This is a genomic window from Kitasatospora sp. NPDC001119 (assembly GCF_053598475.1).
The window spans coordinates 80,458-102,195 of the sequence record NZ_JBSFKI010000031.1; the positions used below are offsets into that span (position 1 = coordinate 80,458).

The window sequence follows — 21,738 nt, forward strand, 5'->3', positions numbered from 1 at the left end:
TCCGGAGCCGGACACGACGAAGGGACGCCACATCAGGGCGTCCCTTGCAAGCTGCGTCCCTTTCGGGGCGGCTCGGTGCGCAACGGCGTCGATCTGCGAGGACCGGGCGGGACTCAGGTGAGAGCCGGCTCCCGCTGATCCAGATCGATGCTGTTGAGCAGCGAGTGCTCGTCAGCGACAGCGGTGAGAGCGTCGTTCTCAGCCTGCATCCGAAGGAGCTCCGCTTCAAGGTCCTGGACGCGCTGCTGAAGCCGTCGCATCTCGGAGAGCATTCGCGGGTCGGGGCCGCCGACGTACCCGAGAAGCGCCTTTGCCATGATGAATGGTCCTCCACGCTGAGTGACCGAACCGGAACGGTACAGGTCTAGGGGGAAGGGGGACGCACGCGCGGCGCGTCACCGGAAGTGCTGGCTGGGCACTGCGGCACAACCACCGTGAGCTGGGCTCACGGGGGCATGCGCCTACCGGGAGAACGCGGTCGTGTGCGCGGGCTTCCAGCGTCTCACCAAAGACGGAAAGGGTCAACACGATCACCGCACGCTACCGCGCCCCTGTCACCTGCCCGGCGGTGTCATCACGCCTGGGGGGCTTCGGGACGGGTCCACCGCGTGCTCGTGGATCATCGTTCGATGCGGAGTCAACCACGAGTCTGCCCGGATGGCAACCTCGTGACACCGCCGGTTCCGGATCTTTTCCCGGGAGCCCGCGCGGAGCACCGCCGGCGGCCCGGCCCGGCGCGGCTCAGCGGATCTCGAAACCCTCGTAGCCAGGGCCGACGGCCGTCCAGATCTCGGTGACCCCGCTGACGTTCCCCGGGGTCCCCGGGCCGCGCAGCCGGGCCAGCAGCTGCTCGCAGTCGGCCGCGAGCCCCTCGGCCACCACCTGCACCCGGCCGTCGCCGAGGTTGCTGGCGTAGCCGCTCAGTCCGATCTCCAGCGCCCGTGCCCTGGTCCACCAGCGGAACCCGACCTGCTGGACCTTCCCCCGGACCCAGGCGGTCACCCGGACCGGTTCCTCACTGTGGGCGTCGCGACCGTGCATGCCCCGACCCTAGCCGTCCACGCTCCCGGTCACAGCTCGGCCCCGGCCCGCCTCCGCGGACGACGCCCCCGCGCGAACGGGAGCGGCCCCGCCGGAGAACCGGCGGGGCCGCGGGAGCGTGCGGTCGGTCGAGCGGGTTACCAGTCCCCGCCGCCGAAGTCGCCGCCGCCACCACCGAAATCGCCACCGCCGCCGAACCCGCCGAAGTCGCCGCCGTTGAAGTCACCGCCGGTGAAGTCACCGCCCTCGTGCTGGTCCTGGTAGCCGTGGCCACCGTCCATCATCGGCGCGGCCGCGTAGGCCGGGGAGCTCATCATCGAGCCGAGCATGGTGCCGACCAGCAGGCCCGGCAGCAGGCCGCCGCCACCGAAGCCGCCGAAGTAGCCGCCCGCCCAGGGCGCGTACGCCGGGCCGGCGTTCCAGTACGGCTGCGGGCCGTGCTCGGTGTCGACGGTGCGGATCGCCGGGTCGAGGCCGGCCGCGAGCCGGTCCGCGTCGGCCTGGCAGACCGGGACGGTGCGCGCGGCGCCGCCGGCCGGAGTCCAGTCGACGTCCTTGACGGACGGGCCGTGCCGCGGGTCCATGAAGCACGGGGGACGGCGATCGGGCAGCGGCTTCTTCTCCCGCCGGGCGGCCAGGGTGGCCAGCGAGAAGCGGCCGTCCTCGATCGCCTCGGTGACCTGCTTGACGTCCTCGGGCTTCTTCGCCTCGTCCATCAGCCGCTTGGACTTCTCGTACGAGTCCAGGGCGTGGCTGTAGTCGGTGCGCTGGGCGTCGTCCGCGTCGGCCGCGGCCGGGCTGAAGTCGAGCCGCTCCAGCTCCACGCCGAAGGCGGTGATGTCCTCGTCCACCACCCGGCGCAGCTGCTCCAGCTCGGCCCGGGCCTGCGCCTCCTTGCGCTGCTTGGCGCGGCGGAACAGGAGGAAGACGCCGGCGCCGGCCAGCGCGACCAGCACCACCGGGATGACCACCCAGGCGATCGAGGTGCTGTGGTTGACCCCGGTGCCCTTGGTCTGCGGGGCGGCCTGGTCGACGAAGTCGTTCAGGGTGGCGTCGATGTCGCCGTTGTGGGAGCGGAAGGCCGCGCCGGAGATCCGCTCCGGGACGCCGGCGGCGAGCGCGCCGCGGTCGGCGCGGGCGGTGAACTGGTCGCCGCGCCAGACCGCGTAGACGCCGTCGACGCCGACCGTGGTGCGGAGGTCCTTGAAGACCGTCGCCTTGGCGAAGGCCGGCGAGTCGGGGACGACCGCGACGAAGATCGGCTTGTCGGCCTTGTCGATCTTCTTGGTCAGGGCGTCGGCCTGGGCCTGGCTGAAGCGGCTGGTCATGGCCGGGTCGACGTAGACCTGGCCCTTCTTCAGGGCGGCGGTGGCGTCGCTCAGGCCGCCGGCCGCCGAGGCCGCGGGTGCCAGCAGGAGCAGCAGCCCGAGCAGCGCCGCCACCAGGGCTAGCGGCCCGGCGCCCCGGGAACGTCGTGCAAGGGTTCTCATGCCCCCGACGCTACCGTGACCGGCCCCTGAGCACGCCATACCCTTCGCATACTGGTACTGACAAGACTCCCCGCCGACCGCCGGGGCCGCCCCCTCCTCGGGGATGATGTTTCCCCCGGTGACCCCTGAGTCGGGGCCCGCGCGGGAACCGCGGGAGGCCGCCGAACGTACGTCCCGGCAGGCCCGGCCCCGCTCCGGGGCACTCCGGGGGGCGTGCCGACCGTACCGTGCGGGCGGGCATAGTGGTCCCGGACCACCGGTCCCATTGCCCTTTCTTTACCCAGACCGTTCTCGACCCACCTCCCGATCGGAGTTCTCGGTGATCATCGGCCTCGTCACCGCCGTGGCGGCATCCGCCTGCTACGGCACCGGCTCGGTCCTCCAGGCTGTCGGATCCCGCCGCTCCGCCCGGGAGGAGGCGGCCAAGGGCGCCACCAGCTCGACCACCGAGCACGGCGGCCCGAGCCTGTCCTCGACCGCGAAGGCCGCCGTCACCTGGGAGTTCATCCTCGGCACGGTGCTCGACCTGATCGGCTTCGGGCTCGGCGCGCTGGCCGCCCGGCTGCTGCCGCTGTTCCTCTCCCAGACCATCATCAGCGCCAACCTGGTGATCACCGCGGTGCTCAGCATCAAGCTGCTGGGCATCCGGCTCAAGCAGCTGGAGTGGGCCTCGATCGCCGTGCTCTGCTCGGCGCTGGTGCTGCTGGCCGTCTCGGCCGGGCCGGAGGGCGGCCACCACACCGCGATGGCCTTCCACTGGTGGCTGCTGATCGTCACCACCGTGCTGCTGGTCGGCGGCAGCCTGCTGGTGCGGCGGATGGGCGCCAACGGCGCGATCGTCGCCGGCCTGCTCTCCGGCCTCGGCTTCGGCGCCCTGGGCGTCGGGGTGCGCATCCTCAACGGCATCGAGCCGTTCGCGCTCGGCGAGCTGCTCTCCGACCCGGCGCTGTACGCGGTCCTGGTCGGCGGCATCGGCGGCATGTACATCCACACCGTGGCGCTCCAGATCGGCTCGGTGAACGGCGCGACCGCCGCGCTGGTGGTCGGCGAGACGGTGCTGCCCGGCGCGGTCGGCGTGCTCTGGCTCGGCGACTCCTCCAAGGCCGGCCTGGGCTGGCTCGGCGTGATCGGCTTCCTGCTGGCGGTGGTCGCCGCGGTCGGGGTCGCCTACTTCGGCCAGGACACCCACGGCACGCCCGGGGAACCGGCCGCCGACGAACCCGAACTCGCCCGGAAGTAAGCCGCCTCAGCCCTCGCTGCGGGCGCGCGGCACGCGCTGGCAGCGGGGGCAGAAGTAGCTGGAGCGGTTCATCCAGGCCGCCCGCCGGATCGGGGTGCCGCAGCGGCGGCAGGGCTCCTGCTCGCGGCCGTAGGCGTCGAGGTCCCGGGAGAAGTAGCCGCTCTCGCCGTTCACGTTGACGTAGAGGCTGTCGAAGCTGGTGCCGCCGACGGCGAGCGCCGCGCTCATCACGTCCCGGGCGTTGGCCAGCAGCAGCAGGGCCTGTGGGCGGGTGAGCGTCGCGGTCGGGCGGTCGTAGTGCAGCCTGGAGCGCCACAGCGCCTCGTCGGCGTAGATGTTGCCGACGCCGCTGATCAGGGTCTGGTCGAGCAGGGCGCGCTTGACGGTGGTCCGCTTGGCGCGCAGCGCGGCCACGAAGGCGGCGTCGTCGAAGCGCGGGTCGAGCGGGTCGCGGGCGATGTGCGCGATCGAGACCGGGGTGCCCTCCGGGTCCCCGTCCTCGGCCTCCTCGACCGCCAGGCCGCCGAAGGTCCGCTGGTCGACGAAGCGCAGTTCGCGCCCGCCGTCGGCGAAGCGCAGCCGGACCCGCAGGTGGGTCTCGTCGGGTACGGACGGGTCCTGGACGAGGAGTTGGCCGCTCATCCCGAGGTGGCCGATCAGCGAGAACCCCGCCCCGGTGCCGGCCAGCGGCACCCACAGGTACTTGCCGCGCCGCTGCGCGGTGCCGAGGGTGGTGCCGGTCAGCCGGGCGGTGAAGTCCGCCGCGCCGGCCGGCTGGCGGCGCACCGCGCGCGGGTGCAGCACCTGGACGTCGGCGACCGTCCGTCCGGCCACCCAGGTGGCCAGACCACGGCGGACGACCTCGACCTCGGGAAGTTCGGGCACGGGAACACGCCTCCTGCTCGGTACGGATCAGCAGGAGTGAAGGCTACTGCGGGATCACGCGCCGGCGGGCAGCCGGTCGGCGTACTTCTCCTTGATCGCGCGCCAGGCGCTCTCGGCGGCCTTCTGCTCGGCTTCCTTCTTCGAGCGGCCGACGCCGCTGCCGAAGTCCTCGCCGGCCACCCGGGCCGCCGCGGTGAAGGTCTTCTCGTGGTCCGGACCGGACTCCATGACCACGTACTCCGGCACTCCGATGCCCACCGAGGCGGTGAGCTCCTGGAGGCTGGTCTTCCAGTCCAGGCCGGCGCCGAGCTGAGAGGACTCCTCGATCAGCGGGTCGAACAGCCGGTGGACGAACTCGGTGGCCGCGTCCAGTCCCTGGTCCAGGTAGATGGCGCCGATCACGGCCTCGACGGTGTCGGCGAGGATCGACGACTTGTCGCGGCCGCCGGTACCCTCCTCGCCCTTGCCGAGGCGGATGAACGTGCCGAGCTCCAGGCCGCGGCCGACGTCCGCGAGCGCGCGGGAGTTGACCACCGCGGCGCGCAGCTTGGCGAGCGTGCCCTCCGGGACGTCCGGGTGGACGCGGTAGAGGGTGTCGGTCACCACGAGGCCCAGCACCGAGTCGCCGAGGAACTCCAGGCGCTCGTTGGTGGGCAGCCCACCGTTCTCGTACGCGTACGAGCGGTGGGTCAGGGCACGTACCAGAAGGGCGCGCTCGAGCGTGTACCCGAGGCGCCCTTCCAGAACGTCGTATTCGGTCGAAGCCGGCCCGCCGGCCTTGCCGCCGCCCGAAGAGGAACCCTTCGGGGCGATGGTCGCCTTGCGGGTGGAGTTACCGTCCGACATCGATCCGTACACCCCGCCGATCAGACCGAGAGGACCTGGCGACGGTTGTACGTGCCGCAGCTCGGGCACGCGATGTGGCCCAGCTTCGGCTCGTGGCAGCGGTCGCACGCCACGAGGGCCGGAACAACGGCCTTCCAGTTGGACCGACGGTGGCGCGTGTTGCTGCGCGACATCTTCCGCTTCGGAACAGCCACGGCTACTTCTCCTGGTTCTCGGCGAGACCCTCACGGGTGTCGCTGTTCTTAGATCCGTCACCCTCGTCGCCGGGGGCGGCGGAGAGTCCCTGCAGAGCCGCCCACCGGGGGTCGGCGGCATCGTGGTGGTGCGCCGGGTCGTCGCTCAGGCGCGCTCCGCATTCGGAGCACAGGCCCAGGCAGTCTTCCTGGCACACCGGCTGCAGCGGCAGTGCGAGCACCACCGCGTCACGCAGCACCGGCCGGAGGTCGAAGAAGTCGCCCTCCAGACGGTAAGTCTCTTCTTCCGAGTCCTCGTCGAGGTCCTCGGTCCCGGTGGTCCGGGCGCGGTGGCGCTCGTCGGACTCCGGGTAGTAGTACAGCTCCTGGAAGTCCACGTCGATGTCGAACTCGACGGGCTCCAGGCAGCGGACGCACTCGCCCTCGACGCCCGCCTCGGCCGTGCCGGTGACCAGCACGCCCTCGACCACGGACTCCAGGCGGAGCTCCAGCTCGATCGGGCTCTTCTCCGGCACGCCGATCACGTCGATGATCCCGAAGCCCTCGGGGGCCTCCAGGGTCCGGCTCACCTTGCGCATCGAGCCCGGGCGACGACCGAGCTCGTGCGTGTCGAACACGAGGGGGTCGCGGTGGTCGAGGCGGTTCACGGTGTCCTGACTTCCATGGGGGGTTCTTCGATTGCGTCTCCGTCCGGTCGGCGTTGCGCGGGCAAGCCAACAGCCGGACATGGAGAGGCCGGAGTGGTCAGACTACCGGAGTCTCCCGTCAGGCCCAACTTCGGTCCCGTCAGGAGACTCCCGCACCGTCGCGGCGGGGCCGGTTCAGCGGCCGCCGAGCTCCCGCAGCCTGGTCATGTCGATCATGCTGGTGTCGAAGAAGCTGGTCTCGTCCAGCCCCTGGCCCTGGGCCTGTCCGTGGCCCTGCGCCTGTCCGTGGCCCTGGGCCTGCCCGTGCCCCTGCTGCTGGTGCGGCACGGCCAGCGGGAGGGCGGGCTGCTGGGGGTAGGCGTAGTCGTCGTACGGCTGCGCGGCGTAGCCCGGCTGCTGCTGGGGATAGCCGTAGCCCTCCTGCCGCTGGTCCGGGTAGCCCTGCTGCTGGTAGCCGCCCTGCTGCTGGCCCCACTGGGTGTTGTACGGGTCCCCCTGGCCGGCCGGGTCGTAGCCGCCGCCGTACACCTCGGCGTACTGCCCGCCGGGCTGCTGGGCCGCCGCGTACTGGTCGGTGCCGGGGGTCTGCCAGCCGGCCGCGGCCGGGGTCTGCTCCGGCCAGGTCTGCTGCTGCGGGACGTCCTCGCGGTACCAGGCGATGTCCCCGCCGTCGGGGTCGTGGGCGAAGCCCGCGGCCACGGCCTCGGCGCGCTCCTTGGCCTCCTGGGCCTGGTCGGCGGCGGCCAGGTAGGCGCCCAGCTCGTCGATGGGCCGCTTGCCGAGCAGCTTGTCCCGGCCCTTGCCGACCGCCTCCAGGGTGGCGCCGAGCACGTTCTCCAGGGTGGCGAGCTTCACATCGACGTACTCGTCGACCTCCGGGCTCGGGCTGATCCGCTGCGGGCGGAACTCCTCGCCGTCGCTCTCGCCCTCGGGCTCGGCCTCGAAGACGCTGGAGTCGCCGCGCAGCTTGGTGCGGCCGCGGCCGACGGCGCCGAGCGTCTTGGTGAGCACGACCTCGAAGTTGGCGAGCTTGCTGTCCACGTAGTCGTCGGCCTCGGCCAGCTTGGCGTCGACCTCGGCACGCGCCTCGGCGAGGATCCGGTCGGCCTGCGCCTGGGCCTGGCGGACCACCTCGGTGTCGGAGATCAGCGAGCCGCGCTCGGCGTGCGCGCCCTGGATGATCAGGTCCGCCTCGGCCTGGGCGCCGGCCACCACCTGCTCGTGGTCGGCCATCACCGACTGGGCCTGGGCGAGTTCGGCGGGCAGGGCCGACCTGAGGTCGTTGAGCAGGCCGATCAGCTCGGCCCGGTTCACCACGCAGGAGGCCGACATCGGCATCGAGCGGGCGTTCTCGACCGCCGCCACGATCTCGTCGACCTTGTTCTGCACGTCCACGGGGCTTCGTCTTTCCGTGTGCCGCCGACGGTCCGGCGGAGGCAGGCCCGACGCGGTGAACCTCACCGCGGGGCAGGGATACAGACTGTACGGCCACTGCCCAGCGGGGTCACAACGCCTGAGCCGAACCGGTCTCCGGGCAAACGGACATGACGTGACGAACCGGCAGGAACCGACAGGCAGTGGACTACTGCGCCGCCTTGCGCTCCGCGATCCGCTCGACCAGCCGGCCGTGCACCGTCTCCGGCAGCAGGTGCGAGACGTCGCCCCCGTACGAGGCGACCTCCTTGACCAGCGTCGAGGAGAGGAAGCTGTACGTCGGCGAGGTCGGCACGAACAGCGTCTCCACCCCGGTCAGCCCGTGGTTCATCTGGGCCATCTGGAGCTCGTAGTCGAAGTCGCTGACCGCGCGCAGGCCCTTGATGATCGCGGGGATGCCGCGCTCCCGGCAGTAGTCCACCAGCAGGCCGTGGTGCGACTCGACCACCACGTTCCCGAAGCCGGCGGTGACCTCCTCGATCAGGCCGATCCGCTCCTCGACGGTGAACATTCCCTGCTTGTTCCGGTTGATCAGGACCGCGACATGCACCACGTCGTACAGCTTCGAGGCCCGCTCGATGATGTCGAGGTGGCCGTTGGTGATCGGGTCGAACGAACCGGGACAGACGGCTCGGCGCATGGCGTGTGTGCTCCCTCGTGGGGTGACGGCTGCTGCGGGCCGCGGCCCGCTACTCCTGATCGCCGGCCGCGGCGGCGGCGCGACCGTACCAGAGCGTGCCCTCGCCGTAACGGCGGGAGCGCAGCTCCTCGAAACCCTCGGGCCAGGCGAACCCGCCGCCGCGGGTGCTGCGCTCCACGGTGACGAGCGTGTCCTCCGCGAGCCAGCCCCCGGCCAGGAGTGTGATCAGCATCTCGCGGACCTCCTCGTCGGTGACCGCGTACGGCGGGTCGAGGAAGACCAGGTCGTACGGGCTCTGCGGGGGCGGGCCGACGATCACCTTCTCCGCCTTGGCGGCCCGCACCTCGGCCCCCGGCAGGCCGATCGTCCGGACGTTCTCCCGGATCACCCGGGCCGCCTGGGCGTCCGCCTCGACCAGCAGGACGTGCTCGGCGCCGCGGGACAGCGCCTCCAGCCCGACCGCGCCGGATCCGCCGAACAGGTCCAGCATCCGGACCCCGTGCAGGGTGCCGCGCAGCGCCTCCAGGGTGGAGAACATCGCCTCACGGGCCTTGTCGGAGGTCGGGCGGGTGCCCCGGCCGGGCGGTACGGCCAGCCGGCGGCCGCCGGCCGCCCCGGCGATCACGCGGGTCATGGTGGTGGGAGGTCCTTTCGTCGCTGCCCGACCACGCTATCCCGATCACCGCACCGCGCTCACGCCGGACGGGCCCTGTGCCCACGCCGGACGGGCCCTGTGCCCACGCCGGACGGCCGCGGCCCGGCGGGGAATCCCCCACCGGGCCGCGGCCGCGCACTCGGGTGGTCAGCTCGCCTCGGAGCCCGCCGACTGGGCCGGGACGCTCGCGCCGAGCAGGGCCGGCGAGGCGTAGCGGGACCAGGACAGGCAGCCGTCGGGCGGGCAGAACTCGGGGCGGCGCGGGTCGTGCCCGAGCTCGCGCAGCTTGGTCCGGACGGAGTCGGGGGTGCGGCCGAAGCGGGCGGCGATCCGGGCGACGGTCTCGCCGTCGTGGAAGCGCCGGACCAGCTCCTCCTCGTGCTGCGGCACCCAGGGGGCGCCGTGGCCGGGGTACAGCTCGCGCAGCACGTCGCGGTCGGGGATGGGCTCGGAGACGTCGGCGACGATCGCCAGCGCCCGCAGCGCGCGGTTGAGCGCGATCCGCAGCGAGGCGACGTCCTCGACCGGCAGGCGGAGCTTGCCCGAGGCGAGCGGTGCGGCGGCCGCCCCCTCGCGCCAGCCGGTCAGGGTGAGGGTGACCTCGCGGTCGTCGTCGCTGGCGAGTTCGATCCGGAAGACCTTGTCGCCCAGCGGGAGCTCGTTGAGATGACGGAATGCCATGGCTTGACCCCCAAGTGTCGTGCCAGGAACGCACCTTGGGGGTGCGCCCTGAACACCTTCATTCTCTCCCGGGGGTCTGACAATTCCGGGGCCGCGCGGCCCGTCCGGAGGCGGCTCAGCCCTTCTCCATGTAGGCCGCGCGGTCCTCGTCGAGCAGGCTCTCCAGCGCGGTGCGCAGCTCCGGGTGGGCGGCCAGGTCCGGGTCCTCGGCGACGAGGCGGGTGGCCTCGGTGCGGGCGGTGAGGATGACCTCCTCGTCCTCCAGCACCGAGAGCACCTTGAGCGAGGACTTCACCCCGGACTGGGCCTGGCCCAGCACGTCGCCCTCGCGGCGCTGTTCGAGGTCGATCCGGGACAGCTCGAAGCCGTCCAGGGTGCCCGCCACCGCGTCCAGCCGGGCCCGCGCGGCGCTGCCCGCGGGCATCTCGCTGACCAGCAGGCACAGGCCCGGCGCGCTGCCGCGGCCGACCCGGCCGCGCAGCTGGTGCAGCTGGGAGACGCCGAAGCGGTCGGCGTCCATGATGACCATCGCGGTGGAGTTGGGGACGTTGACGCCGACCTCGATCACCGTGGTGGCGACCAGCACGTCCACCTCGCCGGCCGTGAAGCGGCGCATCACCTCGTCCTTGGCCTCCGGCGCGAGCCGGCCGTGCAGGATCTCCACCCGCAGGCCGCTCAGCGGGCCCTTCGCCAGCTTCTCGGCCGTCTCCACCACCGAGAGCGGCGGCCGCCGCTCGTCGCTCTCCGCGCCCGCGTCGGCGACCTCCTCGAAGCCGTCCTCGGCGGCCTTGCGCTTCTTCCTCTTCGGGTCGGCCGCCGGCTCCTCGTCCCCGATCCGGGGGCAGACCACGTACGCCTGGTGGCCCTTGGCGACCTCCTCGCGGACCCGCTCCCAGGCCCGGGTGAGGAAGTTGGGCTTCTCCAGCGCCGGGACGACGTGGGTGGAGATCGGCGAGCGGCCGGCCGGCAGCTGGTCCAGGACGGAGGTCTCCAGGTCCCCGAAGACCGTCATCGCGACGGTGCGCGGGATCGGGGTGGCGGTCATCACCAGCAGGTGCGGCGGCTGCTCGCCCTTGGCCCGCAGCGCGTCCCGCTGCTCGACGCCGAAGCGGTGCTGCTCGTCCACCACGACCAGGCCGAGGTCCTGGAACTGCACCTTGTCCTCGATCAGCGCATGGGTGCCGATGGCGATCCCGGCGTCCCCGCAGGCCATGTCGAGCAGCGCCTGGCGGCGGGCCGGGACGCCCATCGAGCCGGTCAGCAGCACCACCCGGGTGCCGAGGTCGGAGCCGCCGAGCATGCCGCCCTCGGCGAGGTCCCCCATCATCTCGACGACCGAGCGGTGGTGCTGCTGGGCGAGCACCTCGGTGGGCGCCAGCAGCACCGCCTGGCCGCCCGCGTCCACCACGGCGAGCATGGCGCGCAGCGCGACCAGGGTCTTGCCGGAGCCGACCTCGCCCTGGAGGAGGCGGTGCATCGGGTGGTCGGTGGCGAGGTCGGCGGCGATCTCGGCGGAGACCTTCCGCTGCCCCTCGGTGAGGGTGAACGGCAGCCGGGCGTCGAAGGCGTCCAGCAGGCCGCCCTCGCGGGCCGCGCGCGGCTTGGCGGGCAGGGCGGAGTCGGCGGCCCGGCGCTGCGCGAGGGCGACCTGGAGCACGAAGGCCTCGTCCCAGCGCAGCCGGCTCTGGGCGCGCTCGCGGTCGGCGTGGCCGCGCGGACGGTGGATCAGCTCCAGCGCCTCGGGCAGCGGGATCAGGTCGTGCCGCTCGCGCAGTTCGGCGGGCAGCGGCTCGCCGACGTCGCCGAGGTGCTTGGTGAGTGCCGTCTCGACGCAGATCGACAGCTTCCAGCTGGGCATCTGCGCGCTGGCGCCGTAGACCGGGATGAGCCGGCCGGCGAACTGCCGCGCGGCGTCGGAGCCGGCGTCCTCGTCGAGCAGCTGGTAGTCCGGCGAGACCAGCTGGCGGGTCCGGTTGAAGACCCCGACCTTGCCCGCGAACAGGCCCTGGGCGCCGGCCCTGAGCTCCTTCTGCCGCCAGCCCTGGTTGAAGAAGACCAGCGAGAGCCGGCTGCGGCCGTCGGTGACGACCACCTCCAGCCGGTCGCCCTTGCGGCCGCGGAACGGGATCAGGGTGACCTTCTCGATCCGGGCCAGCACGGTGACGTGCTCGTCGACCTCCAGCTCGTCCAGGCTGGTGAGCTGGCCGCGCTCGACGTAGCGGCGCGGGTAGTGGTGCAGCAGGTCCCCGACCGTGCGCAGCTTGAGGCTGTCGGCGAGCACCTTCGCGGTGCGGTCGCCGACGAGCTTGGTCAGTGGTTCATCGAGAGCGCCCATCAGCGCCTTGTTTACACCACCGGGCCGACAAACCGGGCCAAGGGCGGCCCCCGCCCCTACTCCACCCCGATGAGCAGCGGTGCCGGTTCCTGCCCGCCGTGGAAGACCACCGCGTCCACCTCGGGCCGGCGGTGCCGGACGTGGGCGACCAGGCGGTCGGCGAGCGCCTCGTCGGTGCCGCCGCCGAGGACCAGGGTGACGAGTTCGCCGCCGGCCCCGAGCATCCGGTCCAGCACGCTCTCGCCGACCTCGGCCAGCCCGGCGCCGATCACCGCGACGTCGCCGTCGATCAGCCCGAGCACGTCCCCGGCCTGGCAGACCCCCGCCATCGTCCAGGACTCCCCCTCGGCGACGGCCAGCTCCGCGTAGCGGGTGGCGCCGGCGGCGGAGGTCATGGCGACCACGTCCTCGTCGAAGCGGCGGCCGCCCTCGTGCACCGCGAGCGCGGCCAGCCCCTGCACCGGCGAGCGGGTGGGCAGGACGGCGATCCGCACCCCTTCCTCGCGCAGCTGGTCGGCGGCGGCCCCGGCGGCGGCGCGCAGCTCGGGGTCGTTGAGCAGCAGGACGACCTCGCGGGCGGCCGAGCGGCGCACCGCGTCGGCGAGCTCGGCGCTGGCCGGCGGGCGGTCCGGGTCGGCGTGCAGGACGACGGCGCCGGCCTGCTCGCAGAGCTCGGCCAGGCCCCCGCCGGAGACCACCGAGAGCACCGCGCGGGCCCGTTCCTCGCGTTCGCCGCGCTCGGCGGCGGTGCCGGAGCGGGCGGCGGCCTCGGCGAAGTGGGTGATCCGGATCTGGTGCGGGCGCCCGGCGCCGACCCCGGCCTCCACGGCGGCGCCCGCGTCGTCCACGTGGACGTGCACGTTCCACAGGCCGTCGCCGCCGCCGATCACCAGCGAGTCGCCGAGCCCGCCGAGCCGCTCGCGCAGCGCGGGCAGTGCCTCGTCGGGGGCGTCCAGCAGGTAGATGACCTCGAAGGCGGGGTGGCCGGGGCCGGGCGGCCGCAGGTGCGTCTCGCAGCTCTCCACGGCCCGGACGTCCCCGCGCAGCGCGACCGGCCCCATCGGCTGCTGCCCGGCGACGGCGTCGGCGAGCGCGCCGAGGACGGCCACCAGACCGCGCCCGCCGGCGTCCACCACCCCGTTCTCGGCCAGGACGGCGAGCTGCTCGGGGGTGTGCCGCAGCGCGTCCCGGGCGGCCCGGTAGGCGGTGTCGGCGACCTGGGCGAGCCCGTCCCCGGCCCGGTGGGCCTCCCGGGCGGCGACCCGGGCGACGGTCAGCAGGGTGCCCTCGACGGGCTCCGCGACGGCCTGGTAGGCGGAGTCGGCGGCCCGCTGCAGGGCGGCCCGCAGCTGTTCGGCGCCGCCGCCCTCGGCGAGCGTCTCGGCGGTGCCGCGCAGCCACTGGGCGAGGATCACCCCGGAGTTGCCCCGGGCGCCGATCAGCGCGCCGCGGGCCATCGCCCGGACCGTCTCGGCCAGCCCGGGGGCCGGGTCGGCGGCGGGGTCGGCGAAGCGGCTCTCCACCTCGGCGGCGGCGGACTCGACGGTCAGGTAGAGGTTGGTGCCGGTGTCGCCGTCCGGGACGGGGTAGACGTTGAGCGCGTCGATCTCCTCGCGGGCCTGGCCGAGCGCGCGCAGGGCGAGCTGGCACCAGGTGCGCACGGCCGGGGCGTCGAGCGTGTGCAGCACCAGGTCTCCTCCGGACGGGACGCCGCGGCGGCCCGGGGCGGTGACGCGGGCCGGGCGGCGGCAAGGGGTGATACCGGCAGGTTATCGGGGGGCGGGGAGGGCCGTCCGGTCCGGCGGGCAGGAGCGATCACTCGGCCGGTCATGGTAGTTTCGTGGGACGGAAGCAAGCGTTGTATGCTCTTCCGGTTGCCTGGAACCGTCCAGGCTCACCCCCTTGTCCGGTCTGGTTCACGCGAGTGTTCTGGTGGCTGAGCGGGGTTTTCGAAAGTATCTGATCTGAAGTCTTGGAGTGACTCCTGTGGCTGCCAACTGCGACGTCTGCGGCAAGGGGCCGGGCTTCGGCAACAGCATCTCCCACTCTCACCGCCGTACCCCCCGTCGTTGGAACCCCAACATTCAGACGGTGCGCGCTGTGATTGGGCGGACGCCGAAGCGGCTCAACGTCTGCACCTCGTGCATCAAGGCCGGTAAGGTCTCGCGCTGACGCGCAGACCGGCATGCCGGTCCTCCAGTGAGCCGGTTCATCCTCGGATGGGCCGGCTCCACTGTTTCCGTGGCCGGTTGCGCCGATTTCCGGACGTGACCGTGGTGGGCGGGCTCCTCTGAGGAGTCCGCCCACCGCTGTTTTCCGGACGTTCCGGATGTTCCGGACGTTCCGGGCCTCCGCTAGCGCCAGCGCCAGGCGTGGTCGACCGGGCCGATGCCGGCGCCCAGGGCGAAGCCCCCGGCGATCGCGCCGGTGATGTACTCCTTGGCCGAGGCCACCGCCAGCGGCAGCGGCTCGCCCTTGGCCAGGCCGGCCGCGATCGCGCTGGCCAGCGTGCAGCCGGTGCCGTGGGTGTGGCGGTTGTCGTAGCGCGGTGCCCGGAACCAGTGCACCTCGTCCGGTCCGCCGTACAGCAGGTCGGCGGCCTCGCCCGGCAGGTGGCCGCCCTTGACCAGCGCCCAGCGCGGCCCGAGGTCGACCAGCGCCTTGGCGGCGTCCAGCATCTGCGACTCGTCCTCGACGGCCAGCCCGGTGAGCTGGGTCACCTCGTGCAGGTTGGGGGTGGCCAGGGTGGCGACCGGCAGCAGCTTCTCGCGGACGGTGGCGACGGCCTCGGCGACCAGCAGCGCGTCCCCGTGCTTGGAGACCCCGACCGGGTCGACCACCACCGGGGCGTCCACCCCGGCCAGCAGTTCGGCGACGGTCTCGACGAGTTCGACCGAGGCGAGCATCCCGGTCTTCACGGCCTGCACCCCGATGTCGTCCACCACGCTGCGGAACTGCGCCCGGACGGCTTCGGCGGGCAGTTCCCAGTAGCCCTGGACGCCGAGCGAGTTCTGCGCGGTGACGGCGGTGATCACGCTCATGCCGTGGACGCCGAGGGCGAGCATCGCCTTGAGGTCGGCCTGGATGCCGGCGCCGCCGCCGGAGTCGGAGCCGGCGACGGTGAGCACGCGGGGGGGAGCAGTCGAAGCCATGGCCCCAACCTACCCGCGCCGTTTCACAGCACCGCTTCGGACTCCGCCCAGCGGTCCTCCGGCACCGTCTTCAGCCGGGTCACCGCGTCGCCGATCGGCAGCAGTTCGATGCCGGTCCGGCGCAGCGCGGTGAAGTGCCCGAACGCCCCCTGGTGGACGGCCTCCACCGCGTGCCAGCCGAACCGGGTGGCGAGCACCCGGTCCCGGGCGGTCGGGGTGCCGCCGCGCTGGACGTGGCCGAGGATGACCGGGCGGGCCTCCTTGCCGAGCAGGTCCTCCAGCTCGTGGGCGAGCCGGTTGCCGATCCCGCCGAAGGTCCGGTGGCCGTACTGGTCGACCTCGCCGTGGTCGAAGCGCATGGTGCCGGGCACCGGGGAGGCGCCCTCGGCGACGGCGATGATGGCGAACTTCTTGCCGCGCGCGAAGCGGTCCTCGATTATCCGGGCCACCGCCTCGATGTCGAAGGGCTTCTCCGGGATCAGGATGCCGTGCGCGCCGCCCGCCATGCCCGCGGTGAGGGTGATCCAGCCGGTGTGCCGTCCCATCAACTCGACCACCATGACGCGCTGGTGGGACTCGGCGGTGGTCTTCAGCCGGTCGATCGCCTCGGTCGCGACGTGCACGGCGGTGTCGAAGCCGAAGGTCACGTCGGTGGCGTCGATGTCGTTGTCGATGGTCTTCGGCACCCCGACCACGGGCAGTCCGGCGTCGCTGAACAGCTTGGCGGCGGTCAGCGTCCCCTCGCCGCCGATCGCGATCAGCGCGTCGATGCCGATCTCCCGGGCGAGCGTCCTGGCGTTCTCCACCGCCCAGGCGATCCGGTCCCGCCGCACCCGGGCCGAGCCCAGGATGGTGCCGCCGAGGGTGAGCAGGCCGGTGACGTCGTCGTGCGTGACGGTCCTGGTGCGGCCCTCGATCAGTCCGAGGAAGCCGTCCAGGATGCCGACGATCTCGTCCCCGTGGACGTCGGTGCCCCGGTGCACCACCGAGCGGATCACCGCGTTGAGGCCGGGGCAGTCGCCGCCGCTGGTCAGTACACCGATGCGCATCTGTGGTGTGCTCCCGCTCGCAGTGGTTCGGGCCGCCCGCGCCGGACGGGCGGGCCGGGGTGTCGCAAGCCTACGCACAACGCACCCGCGAAGCCCGTCCCCCGCGCACCGGAGCGTCACGCGCCGCCCGCCGTACGGGGATCGGCGCGCGGCCGCGCGCTACTCGGCGAAGTGGTCCCAGCCGCCGACCCGGTCCCAGGGCGCGCCGTCGACCGTCACCCGGCCGCTGCGGCTGCCCGTCGGGCGGCCGGTCACCTCGCCCACCACCCGCCAGCGGGCCGGGAGTTGGATCCCGCGCGGGAAGGTGGCGACGATCGCGTGGTCCTCGCCGCCGGAGAGCACCCAGACCAGCGGGTCCACCCCGACCGCCTGGCCGATGTCGGCCATCTGCGCCGGGACGTCGAAGTCGGCGGCCTTGAGGTCGATGTCCACCTCGCTGGCCCGGGCGACGTGGCCGAGGTCGGCGACCAGCCCGTCGCTCACGTCGACCATCGAGGTCGCGCCCAGGTCGGCGGCCGCCGGGCCCGCGTGGTACGGCGGTTCGGGCCGGCGGTGCGCCTCGACGAAGGCGCGCGGGGAGCGGAAGCCGCGCTGGAGGACGGTCAGGCCGGCGGCCGACCAGCCGAGCCAGCCGGTCACCGCGACCACGTCGCCGACCTGCGCGCCGGAGCGCGTCACCGGCGCCCGCCCCTGGAGGTCGCCGAGCGCCGTGATGGCCAGCGTGACGGTGTCGCCGCGCACCACGTCGCCGCCGACCACCGTCGCCCCGGCCACCTGGCACTCGTCGCGCAGCCCGTCCATCAACTCGGTGGCCCAGGTGGTCGGCAGGTCCGCGGGGGCGACCAGGCCGAGCAGGATGGCGGTCGGCACCGCCCCCATCGCGGCCACGTCGGCGAGGTTCTGGGCGGCGGCCTTGCGGCCCACGTCGTAGGCGGTGGACCAGTCCCGGCGGAAGTGCCGGTTCTCGATCAGGACGTCCGTGGTCGCCACCACCCGGCCGTCCGGAGCCCGTACCACCGCGGCGTCGTCACCCGGGCCGAGGTCGACGGCATCGGTGAGCGGTACCCGGGCGGTCAGCTCCCTGATGAGGCCGAACTCGCCGAGCTCGCCCACGGTCCCCTGCATCTGCCGTCCTCTCGCGTTTCCATCCGATTCGGTCCCCGTCGCGCTCCCCCGCGCGCAGCGTACGCCCTTCGGGAGCATCGAGGTCTCCCCTCCCCGGCCCGCAGCGCGGTAGCGTGGTGATCAGACTGCCGGTGAGCCCACCCACCCACACACCTGACCGGGCGATCACGGCGGCTATCCCCCCTAACCGGCCGCCGGGAGGTCCCCGTGGTACAGGCATACATCCTGATCCAGACCGAGGTTGGCAAGGCCACCGCCGTGGCCCGGACCATCGCCGGGGTCCCCGGCGTCCTGAGCGCCGAGGACGTCACCGGCCCCTACGACGTGATCGTCAAGGCCGAGGCCGAGACGGTGGACGAGCTGGGCCGCATGGTGGTGGCCCAGGTCCAGAAGGTCGACGGCATCACCCGCACGCTCACCTGTCCCGTGGTGCACCTGTAGGCCGGTGCACCCGTGAGCCGGTGTGCCCGTGAGCCGGCGCACCGGCCCGTCCCGGCCGTCCGGGCCCCGGCTACCATCGGCGGGTGGCCAGAGAACTGCGCGTCCCCGAGGCGCTGACCGCCCTGCCGGCCCCGGTCCGCTGGCTGGCCCTGCCCGTCGCCCTGACCTGCGCCGTCGTCGCGCTGGTCGGCAGCTGGGGCCCGGCCGATCCGGCGGTCGAGGTCCCGCAGCCGACCGGCCGCGCGGCCGGGTACTGCCGGGCGCTCGCCGCCGCGCTGCCCGCCGACCTACTCGGCCACGCCCGCCGGGACCCGTCGCCCGCCTCGCCGTACGTGGCCGGCTGGGGCGACTCGCCCCGGACGGTGCTGCGCTGCGGCATCGACCGGCCGGAGGAGCTGGACGGCGACCACGCCTCGGACTGGTCCCCGAGCGTCGACGACGTCACCTGGTGGTCGCAGAAGCTCGCCGACGGCGGCTACCGCTTCGTGACGACCATGCGCGCCGCCTACGTCGAGGTGACCGTCCCGGCCGGGGCCGCGAAGAACCCCTTCGACCCGGCGGCCGCCCTGAGCGGCGCGGTCAAGGCCAACGTCCCGGGCTGAGCCGAACGGGTCCCCGACGCACCGAGGGCGGGCCGGGAAGCTCCCGGCCCGCCCTCCACAAATCCGCTAACGGAGTCCGGTCGAGCGCCGCAGCGCCGTCGCGAGCAGCCGGTCGATCAGCTCCGGGTACGAGACCCCGCTGGCCTCCCACATCTTCGGGAAGGCCGAGATCGGGGTGAAGCCGGGCATGGTGTTGATCTCGTTGATCATCCAGGTGCCGTCCTCCAGCAGGAAGAAGTCCACCCGGGCCAGGCCCTCGCAGCCGAGCGCCTCGAAGGCCTCGACCGCCTGGCGCTGGATCTCGGCGAGCTCCGCGGCGGTGAGGTCCGCCGGGATCTTCACGTCCGAGGAGTCGATGTACTTGGCCTCGAAGTCGTAGAAGTCGAAGCCCTCGCCGACCAGGATCTCGCCGGCCACGCTGGCCCGCGGGCCGTCCTCGAACTCCAGCACGCCGCACTCGATCTCGCGGCCGGTCACGCCCGCCTCGATGATCAGCTTGGGGTCGTGCCGGCGGGCCTCCTCGATCGCCGCGTCGAGGTCGGCCAGGTCCTTCACCTTGGTGATGCCGATGCTGGAGCCGGCCCGGCAGGGCTTCACGAACAGCGGCAGGCCCAGCTCGGCGGCCCGCTCGCGCACCGCCGCGCGGCCCGCCTCGGTCTCCCAGTCGCGCGGCCGCACGATGGTGTAGCGGCCGACGTCCAGACCGTGCGAGGCGAGGATCCGCTTGGCGAACTCCTTGTCCATGCCGGCCGCGCTGGCCAGCACGCCGTTGCCGACGTACGGGACGCCGGAGAGCTCCAGCAGGCCCTGGAGCGTGCCGTCCTCGCCCCACGGGCCGTGCAGCAGCGGGAAGACCACGTCGACCTCGCCGAGGGCCTTGGGGGCGCTGCCCGGCTCGGTCAGGACCACCTCGCGGTCGCCCGGGGCGACCGGCAGCGCGACCTGGCCGTCGACGCCCTCGGCGACGTGCGCCACGTCCGGCAGCTTCCCGTCGGTGATGGCCATCCGGGCCGGCTCGTCGCTGGTCAGCGCCCAGCGGCCCTCGTGCGTGATGCCGATCGGCAGCACGTCGTACTTGTCGCGGTCGATCGCCCTGAGCACACTGCCCGCGGTGGAGACCGAGATCGCGTGCTCGGAGCTGCGCCCGCCGAAGACCAGCGCGACGCGCGGCTTCCGGTCGGACCGGTTCGGGGAGGACTGTTCGATGCTCATATCGGGTTTGAGACTACCGTGCGAGGCCCTTCCGGGAAGTCAGCGGCGCCGCACCCTCGGCGCCGCCGCTCCGGTCAGCGCCGCTCGGGTCAGCGCCGCTCCGGCTTGGCCGAACGCGACATCAGCGCCTGCAGCGCCTCCTGGGTCGGCCGCCCGTTGTGCACCACGTCCACCACGGCCTCGACGATCGGCATGTCGACCCCGTTGCGCCGGGCCAGGTCCAGCACCGACTCGCAGGACTTGACGCCCTCGGCGGTCTGCCGGGTGGCCGCGCGGGCCTCCTCCAGCGTCATGCCCCGGCCCAGGTTCATGCCGAAGGTGTTGTTGCGGGACAGCGGCGAGGAGCAGGTGGCCACCAGGTCGCCCATCCCGGCGAGCCCCGCGAAGGTGTGCGGGTCCGCGCCCAGCACCTCGCCGAGCCGGGTGGTCTCGGCCAGCCCGCGGGTGATCAGCGTCGCCTTGGTGTTGTCGCCCAGCCCCATGCCGGCCGCCATGCCGACCGCCAGGCCGATCACGTTCTTGACCGCGCCGCCGAGTTCGCAGCCCACCACGTCGGTGTTGGTGTACGGCCGGAAGTACGGCGTGTGGCAGGCCGCCTGGAGCCGCTTGGCGACCGCCTCGTCGGAGCAGGCGACCACGCTGGCCGCGGGCTGCCGGTTGGCGATCTCCTTGGCCAGGTTGGGCCCGCTGACCACCGCGACGCGCTCCTGACCGACCCCGGTGACCTCGTCGATCACCTCGCTCATCCGCTTGGCGGTGCCGAGTTCGATGCCCTTCATCAGGCTCACCAGCACGGTCTGCGGCTCGATCAGCGGCGTCCAGGCGGCCAGGTTGTCGCGCAGCGTCTGCGAGGGCACCACGAGCACCGCGAAGTCGGCGCCGGCCAGCGCCTCGGCGGCGTCGGTGGTGGCCCGGACGGTGTCGGGCAGCCGGACGCCCGGCAGGTAGTCCGGGTTCTCGTGGGTGGAGTTGACGGCGTCCACCAGCTCCTGGCGGCGGGCCCAGAGCACGACCTCGCAGCCCGCGTCGGCGAGCACCATCGCGAACGCGGTGCCCCAGGAGCCGGTTCCCATCACGGCGCAACGGGTCACTTGCCGGCCTCCTCGGTGCCCTTGCCCGGCTCGCCCTTGGCGCGCCGGCGCTCGGCCAGCGCTGCCGCGGCGCGCTCCCGGGCGGCCTTGCGCATGTCGTAGCGCTCGGCCGGCGGCTCCTCGCCCCGGACTTCGGCCAGCACGGCGGTGATCGCCGTCATGATGTCCTCGGTCGCGTCGGCGAGCACCTGGGCGGTGAGCTCCTGCCCCTGGTACCGGCTCAGGTCCACCGGCGGCCCGGCCGCGACGGTGACCCGGTGCCGCGGGAACAGGTTGAACCGGCCCTTCCCGAAACCGGGCCGGCCGTACGGCGGGATGATCTCGTGGGCGCCCCAGTGCGCGACCGGGATGACCGGCGCACCGGTCATCAGCGCGACCCGGGCGACCCCGCTCTTGCCGGTCATCGGCCAGAGGTCAGGGTCCCGGGTGAGCGTTCCCTCCGGGTAGAACTGCACGCACTGGCCGCCGTTGACCGCGTCGATCGCGGCCCGGAACGCCTGCGCGGCGTCGGTGGACTCGCGGAACACCGGGATCTGGCCGGTCTTGCGCAGCATGAACCCGATGAAGGGGACGGAGAACAGCGAGGACTTGCCGAGAATGCGCGGCGGACGCCCGCTGTTGTACTGCCAGTGCGCGTAGATCACCGGGTCGATGATCGAGTTGTGGTTCACCGCGGCGATGAAGCCGCCGTTCCTCGGAACGTGCTCCCAGCCCCGCCAGTCGGGCTTCACCAGGGCGGTCGTCACCGGCTTCACCAGCACGGCCGCGAAGCGGTACCAGATGCCGTAGTCGGCGTTGCCGAACTTGGCGTACGAGCGGCGGGCCACCCCAGCTCCTTCTCATCCGATGCGGCACGGATTACCGCGGTCATGGTGTCCCGGTGCCGCGCACCGCTTCCGCCGGTGCCCGGGCCACGGGCGCGGAACAGTGTCGCCCGCCCGCTCACCGGCTGTCGAGCAACCGCGCCAACCCGCCCGG

Annotated in this window: 23 protein-coding genes; 4 read left to right on the top strand and 19 right to left on the bottom strand. The window is 73.2% G+C overall.

Translation table 11 applies throughout. The features are described from left to right. Window positions 1-113 precede the first annotated feature (113 nt). The 3 genes from ACWDD9_RS31985 to ACWDD9_RS31995 form a co-directional block, all read right to left on the bottom strand. Window positions 114-317, bottom strand: a complete 204-nt coding sequence (locus ACWDD9_RS31985) for a hypothetical protein (RefSeq protein WP_045702518.1) — start codon at window positions 315-317, stop codon at window positions 114-116. A gap of 424 nt (window positions 318-741) precedes the next feature. Further along, window positions 742-1,041 (bottom strand): acylphosphatase, encoded by a 300-nt coding sequence (locus ACWDD9_RS31990; protein ID WP_049653395.1) that lies wholly within the window; start codon window positions 1,039-1,041, stop codon window positions 742-744. A gap of 137 nt (window positions 1,042-1,178) precedes the next feature. Then, window positions 1,179-2,531, bottom strand: a complete 1,353-nt coding sequence (locus tag ACWDD9_RS31995) for a hypothetical protein (RefSeq protein WP_449813517.1) — start codon at window positions 2,529-2,531, stop codon at window positions 1,179-1,181. 319 nt (window positions 2,532-2,850) lie between these two features. Between ACWDD9_RS31995 and ACWDD9_RS32000 the strand changes: the two genes are divergently transcribed. Continuing rightward, window positions 2,851-3,771: a DMT family protein gene (locus ACWDD9_RS32000; RefSeq protein ID WP_049653392.1), complete on the top strand. Its 921-nt coding sequence runs from the start codon at window positions 2,851-2,853 to the stop codon at window positions 3,769-3,771. Between the two features lie 6 nt (window positions 3,772-3,777). Here ACWDD9_RS32000 and mutM read toward each other — a convergent pair whose 3' ends face one another. From mutM to ACWDD9_RS32050, 10 genes are all read right to left on the bottom strand, one after another. Then, entirely contained in the window at window positions 3,778-4,656 is an 879-nt protein-coding gene (gene mutM / locus ACWDD9_RS32005) for a bifunctional DNA-formamidopyrimidine glycosylase/DNA-(apurinic or apyrimidinic site) lyase (RefSeq protein WP_387830473.1), read from the bottom strand. 54 nt (window positions 4,657-4,710) lie between these two features. Beyond that, entirely contained in the window at window positions 4,711-5,502 is a 792-nt protein-coding gene (rnc, locus tag ACWDD9_RS32010) for a ribonuclease III (RefSeq protein ID WP_049653387.1), read from the bottom strand. Between the two features lie 20 nt (window positions 5,503-5,522). Beyond that, on the bottom strand, window positions 5,523-5,696 hold the full coding sequence (gene rpmF / locus ACWDD9_RS32015; RefSeq protein ID WP_030056747.1) for a 50S ribosomal protein L32: 174 nt from the start codon (window positions 5,694-5,696) through the stop codon (window positions 5,523-5,525). A gap of 2 nt (window positions 5,697-5,698) precedes the next feature. Next, window positions 5,699-6,343: a YceD family protein gene (locus ACWDD9_RS32020; protein ID WP_449813518.1), complete on the bottom strand. Its 645-nt coding sequence runs from the start codon at window positions 6,341-6,343 to the stop codon at window positions 5,699-5,701. A gap of 174 nt (window positions 6,344-6,517) precedes the next feature. Then, window positions 6,518-7,738 (bottom strand): ATP synthase F0 subunit B, encoded by a 1,221-nt coding sequence (locus ACWDD9_RS32025; RefSeq protein WP_449813519.1) that lies wholly within the window; start codon window positions 7,736-7,738, stop codon window positions 6,518-6,520. A gap of 187 nt (window positions 7,739-7,925) precedes the next feature. Beyond that, window positions 7,926-8,417, bottom strand: a complete 492-nt coding sequence (gene coaD, locus ACWDD9_RS32030) for a pantetheine-phosphate adenylyltransferase (protein WP_049653382.1) — start codon at window positions 8,415-8,417, stop codon at window positions 7,926-7,928. 49 nt (window positions 8,418-8,466) lie between these two features. Beyond that, window positions 8,467-9,051 carry a 16S rRNA (guanine(966)-N(2))-methyltransferase RsmD gene (gene rsmD / locus ACWDD9_RS32035; protein WP_449813520.1) on the bottom strand — a complete coding sequence of 195 codons (585 nt, stop codon included), beginning with the start codon at window positions 9,049-9,051 and terminating at the stop codon, window positions 8,467-8,469. A gap of 168 nt (window positions 9,052-9,219) precedes the next feature. Next, the gene (locus ACWDD9_RS32040; RefSeq protein ID WP_049653379.1) at window positions 9,220-9,753 is read right to left on the bottom strand and encodes a hypothetical protein; all 534 of its coding nucleotides are present in this window, start codon (window positions 9,751-9,753) and stop codon (window positions 9,220-9,222) included. Window positions 9,754-9,868: 115 nt separating this feature from the next. Beyond that, window positions 9,869-12,088: an ATP-dependent DNA helicase RecG gene (recG, locus tag ACWDD9_RS32045; RefSeq protein WP_074001511.1), complete on the bottom strand. Its 2,220-nt coding sequence runs from the start codon at window positions 12,086-12,088 to the stop codon at window positions 9,869-9,871. Window positions 12,089-12,144: 56 nt separating this feature from the next. Further along, the gene (locus tag ACWDD9_RS32050) at window positions 12,145-13,776 is read right to left on the bottom strand and encodes a DAK2 domain-containing protein (protein WP_449813521.1); all 1,632 of its coding nucleotides are present in this window, start codon (window positions 13,774-13,776) and stop codon (window positions 12,145-12,147) included. Between the two features lie 298 nt (window positions 13,777-14,074). Here ACWDD9_RS32050 and rpmB point away from each other — a divergent pair, with 298 nt between their 5' ends. Further along, entirely contained in the window at window positions 14,075-14,260 is a 186-nt protein-coding gene (gene rpmB / locus ACWDD9_RS32055) for a 50S ribosomal protein L28 (RefSeq protein WP_014138233.1), read from the top strand. Between the two features lie 182 nt (window positions 14,261-14,442). On the opposite strand, the gene thiD is transcribed toward rpmB, so the two are convergent. From thiD to ACWDD9_RS32070, 3 genes are all read right to left on the bottom strand, one after another. Further along, window positions 14,443-15,240, bottom strand: coding sequence for a bifunctional hydroxymethylpyrimidine kinase/phosphomethylpyrimidine kinase (gene thiD / locus ACWDD9_RS32060; protein ID WP_049656332.1), 798 nt, complete (start codon window positions 15,238-15,240; stop codon window positions 14,443-14,445). Between the two features lie 23 nt (window positions 15,241-15,263). Beyond that, window positions 15,264-16,289 carry an ATP-dependent 6-phosphofructokinase gene (locus ACWDD9_RS32065; protein ID WP_049656329.1) on the bottom strand — a complete coding sequence of 342 codons (1,026 nt, stop codon included), beginning with the start codon at window positions 16,287-16,289 and terminating at the stop codon, window positions 15,264-15,266. Between the two features lie 159 nt (window positions 16,290-16,448). After that, on the bottom strand, window positions 16,449-17,414 hold the full coding sequence (locus ACWDD9_RS32070; RefSeq protein WP_049656327.1) for a thiamine-phosphate kinase: 966 nt from the start codon (window positions 17,412-17,414) through the stop codon (window positions 16,449-16,451). Between the two features lie 207 nt (window positions 17,415-17,621). Between ACWDD9_RS32070 and ACWDD9_RS32075 the strand changes: the two genes are divergently transcribed. Both ACWDD9_RS32075 and ACWDD9_RS32080 read left to right on the top strand, forming a co-directional pair. Then, window positions 17,622-17,855, top strand: a complete 234-nt coding sequence (locus ACWDD9_RS32075; RefSeq protein WP_049656326.1) for an Lrp/AsnC family transcriptional regulator — start codon at window positions 17,622-17,624, stop codon at window positions 17,853-17,855. Between the two features lie 83 nt (window positions 17,856-17,938). Further along, window positions 17,939-18,457 (top strand): DUF3515 family protein, encoded by a 519-nt coding sequence (locus tag ACWDD9_RS32080; protein WP_375877282.1) that lies wholly within the window; start codon window positions 17,939-17,941, stop codon window positions 18,455-18,457. A gap of 66 nt (window positions 18,458-18,523) precedes the next feature. Here ACWDD9_RS32080 and ACWDD9_RS32085 read toward each other — a convergent pair whose 3' ends face one another. From ACWDD9_RS32085 to ACWDD9_RS32095, 3 genes are all read right to left on the bottom strand, one after another. Then, the gene (locus tag ACWDD9_RS32085) at window positions 18,524-19,669 is read right to left on the bottom strand and encodes a D-alanine--D-alanine ligase family protein (RefSeq protein WP_375877281.1); all 1,146 of its coding nucleotides are present in this window, start codon (window positions 19,667-19,669) and stop codon (window positions 18,524-18,526) included. A gap of 89 nt (window positions 19,670-19,758) precedes the next feature. Then, on the bottom strand, window positions 19,759-20,760 hold the full coding sequence (locus tag ACWDD9_RS32090; RefSeq protein ID WP_074001509.1) for an NAD(P)H-dependent glycerol-3-phosphate dehydrogenase: 1,002 nt from the start codon (window positions 20,758-20,760) through the stop codon (window positions 19,759-19,761). Continuing rightward, complete coding sequence (locus ACWDD9_RS32095) at window positions 20,757-21,587, bottom strand: lysophospholipid acyltransferase family protein (protein ID WP_049656319.1); 831 nt, start codon at window positions 21,585-21,587, stop codon at window positions 20,757-20,759. The genes ACWDD9_RS32090 and ACWDD9_RS32095 overlap by 4 nt, the downstream gene beginning before the upstream one ends. Window positions 21,588-21,738: the final 151 nt, after the last annotated feature.

Excerpts from the sequence above, each read along its gene's own strand:
- rnc (WP_049653387.1), bottom strand. The coding sequence starts at position 5,502 with ATGTCGGACGGTAACTCCACCCGCAAGGCGACCATCGCCCCGAAGGGT.
- ACWDD9_RS32040 (WP_049653379.1), bottom strand. The coding sequence starts at position 9,753 with ATGGCATTCCGTCATCTCAACGAGCTCCCGCTGGGCGACAAGGTCTTC.
- rsmD (WP_449813520.1), bottom strand. The coding sequence starts at position 9,051 with ATGACCCGCGTGATCGCCGGGGCGGCCGGCGGCCGCCGGCTGGCCGTA.
- ACWDD9_RS31985 (WP_045702518.1), bottom strand. The coding sequence starts at position 317 with ATGGCAAAGGCGCTTCTCGGGTACGTCGGCGGCCCCGACCCGCGAATG.
- thiD (WP_049656332.1), bottom strand. The coding sequence starts at position 15,240 with ATGGCTTCGACTGCTCCCCCCCGCGTGCTCACCGTCGCCGGCTCCGAC.
- ACWDD9_RS31995 (WP_449813517.1), bottom strand. The coding sequence starts at position 2,531 with ATGAGAACCCTTGCACGACGTTCCCGGGGCGCCGGGCCGCTAGCCCTG.
- ACWDD9_RS31990 (WP_049653395.1), bottom strand. The coding sequence starts at position 1,041 with ATGCACGGTCGCGACGCCCACAGTGAGGAACCGGTCCGGGTGACCGCC.
- ACWDD9_RS32085 (WP_375877281.1), bottom strand. The coding sequence starts at position 19,669 with ATGAGCATCGAACAGTCCTCCCCGAACCGGTCCGACCGGAAGCCGCGC.
- coaD (WP_049653382.1), bottom strand. The coding sequence starts at position 8,417 with ATGCGCCGAGCCGTCTGTCCCGGTTCGTTCGACCCGATCACCAACGGC.
- recG (WP_074001511.1), bottom strand. The coding sequence starts at position 12,088 with ATGGGCGCTCTCGATGAACCACTGACCAAGCTCGTCGGCGACCGCACC.
- ACWDD9_RS32065 (WP_049656329.1), bottom strand. The coding sequence starts at position 16,289 with ATGCGCATCGGTGTACTGACCAGCGGCGGCGACTGCCCCGGCCTCAAC.
- ACWDD9_RS32070 (WP_049656327.1), bottom strand. The coding sequence starts at position 17,414 with ATGCAGGGGACCGTGGGCGAGCTCGGCGAGTTCGGCCTCATCAGGGAG.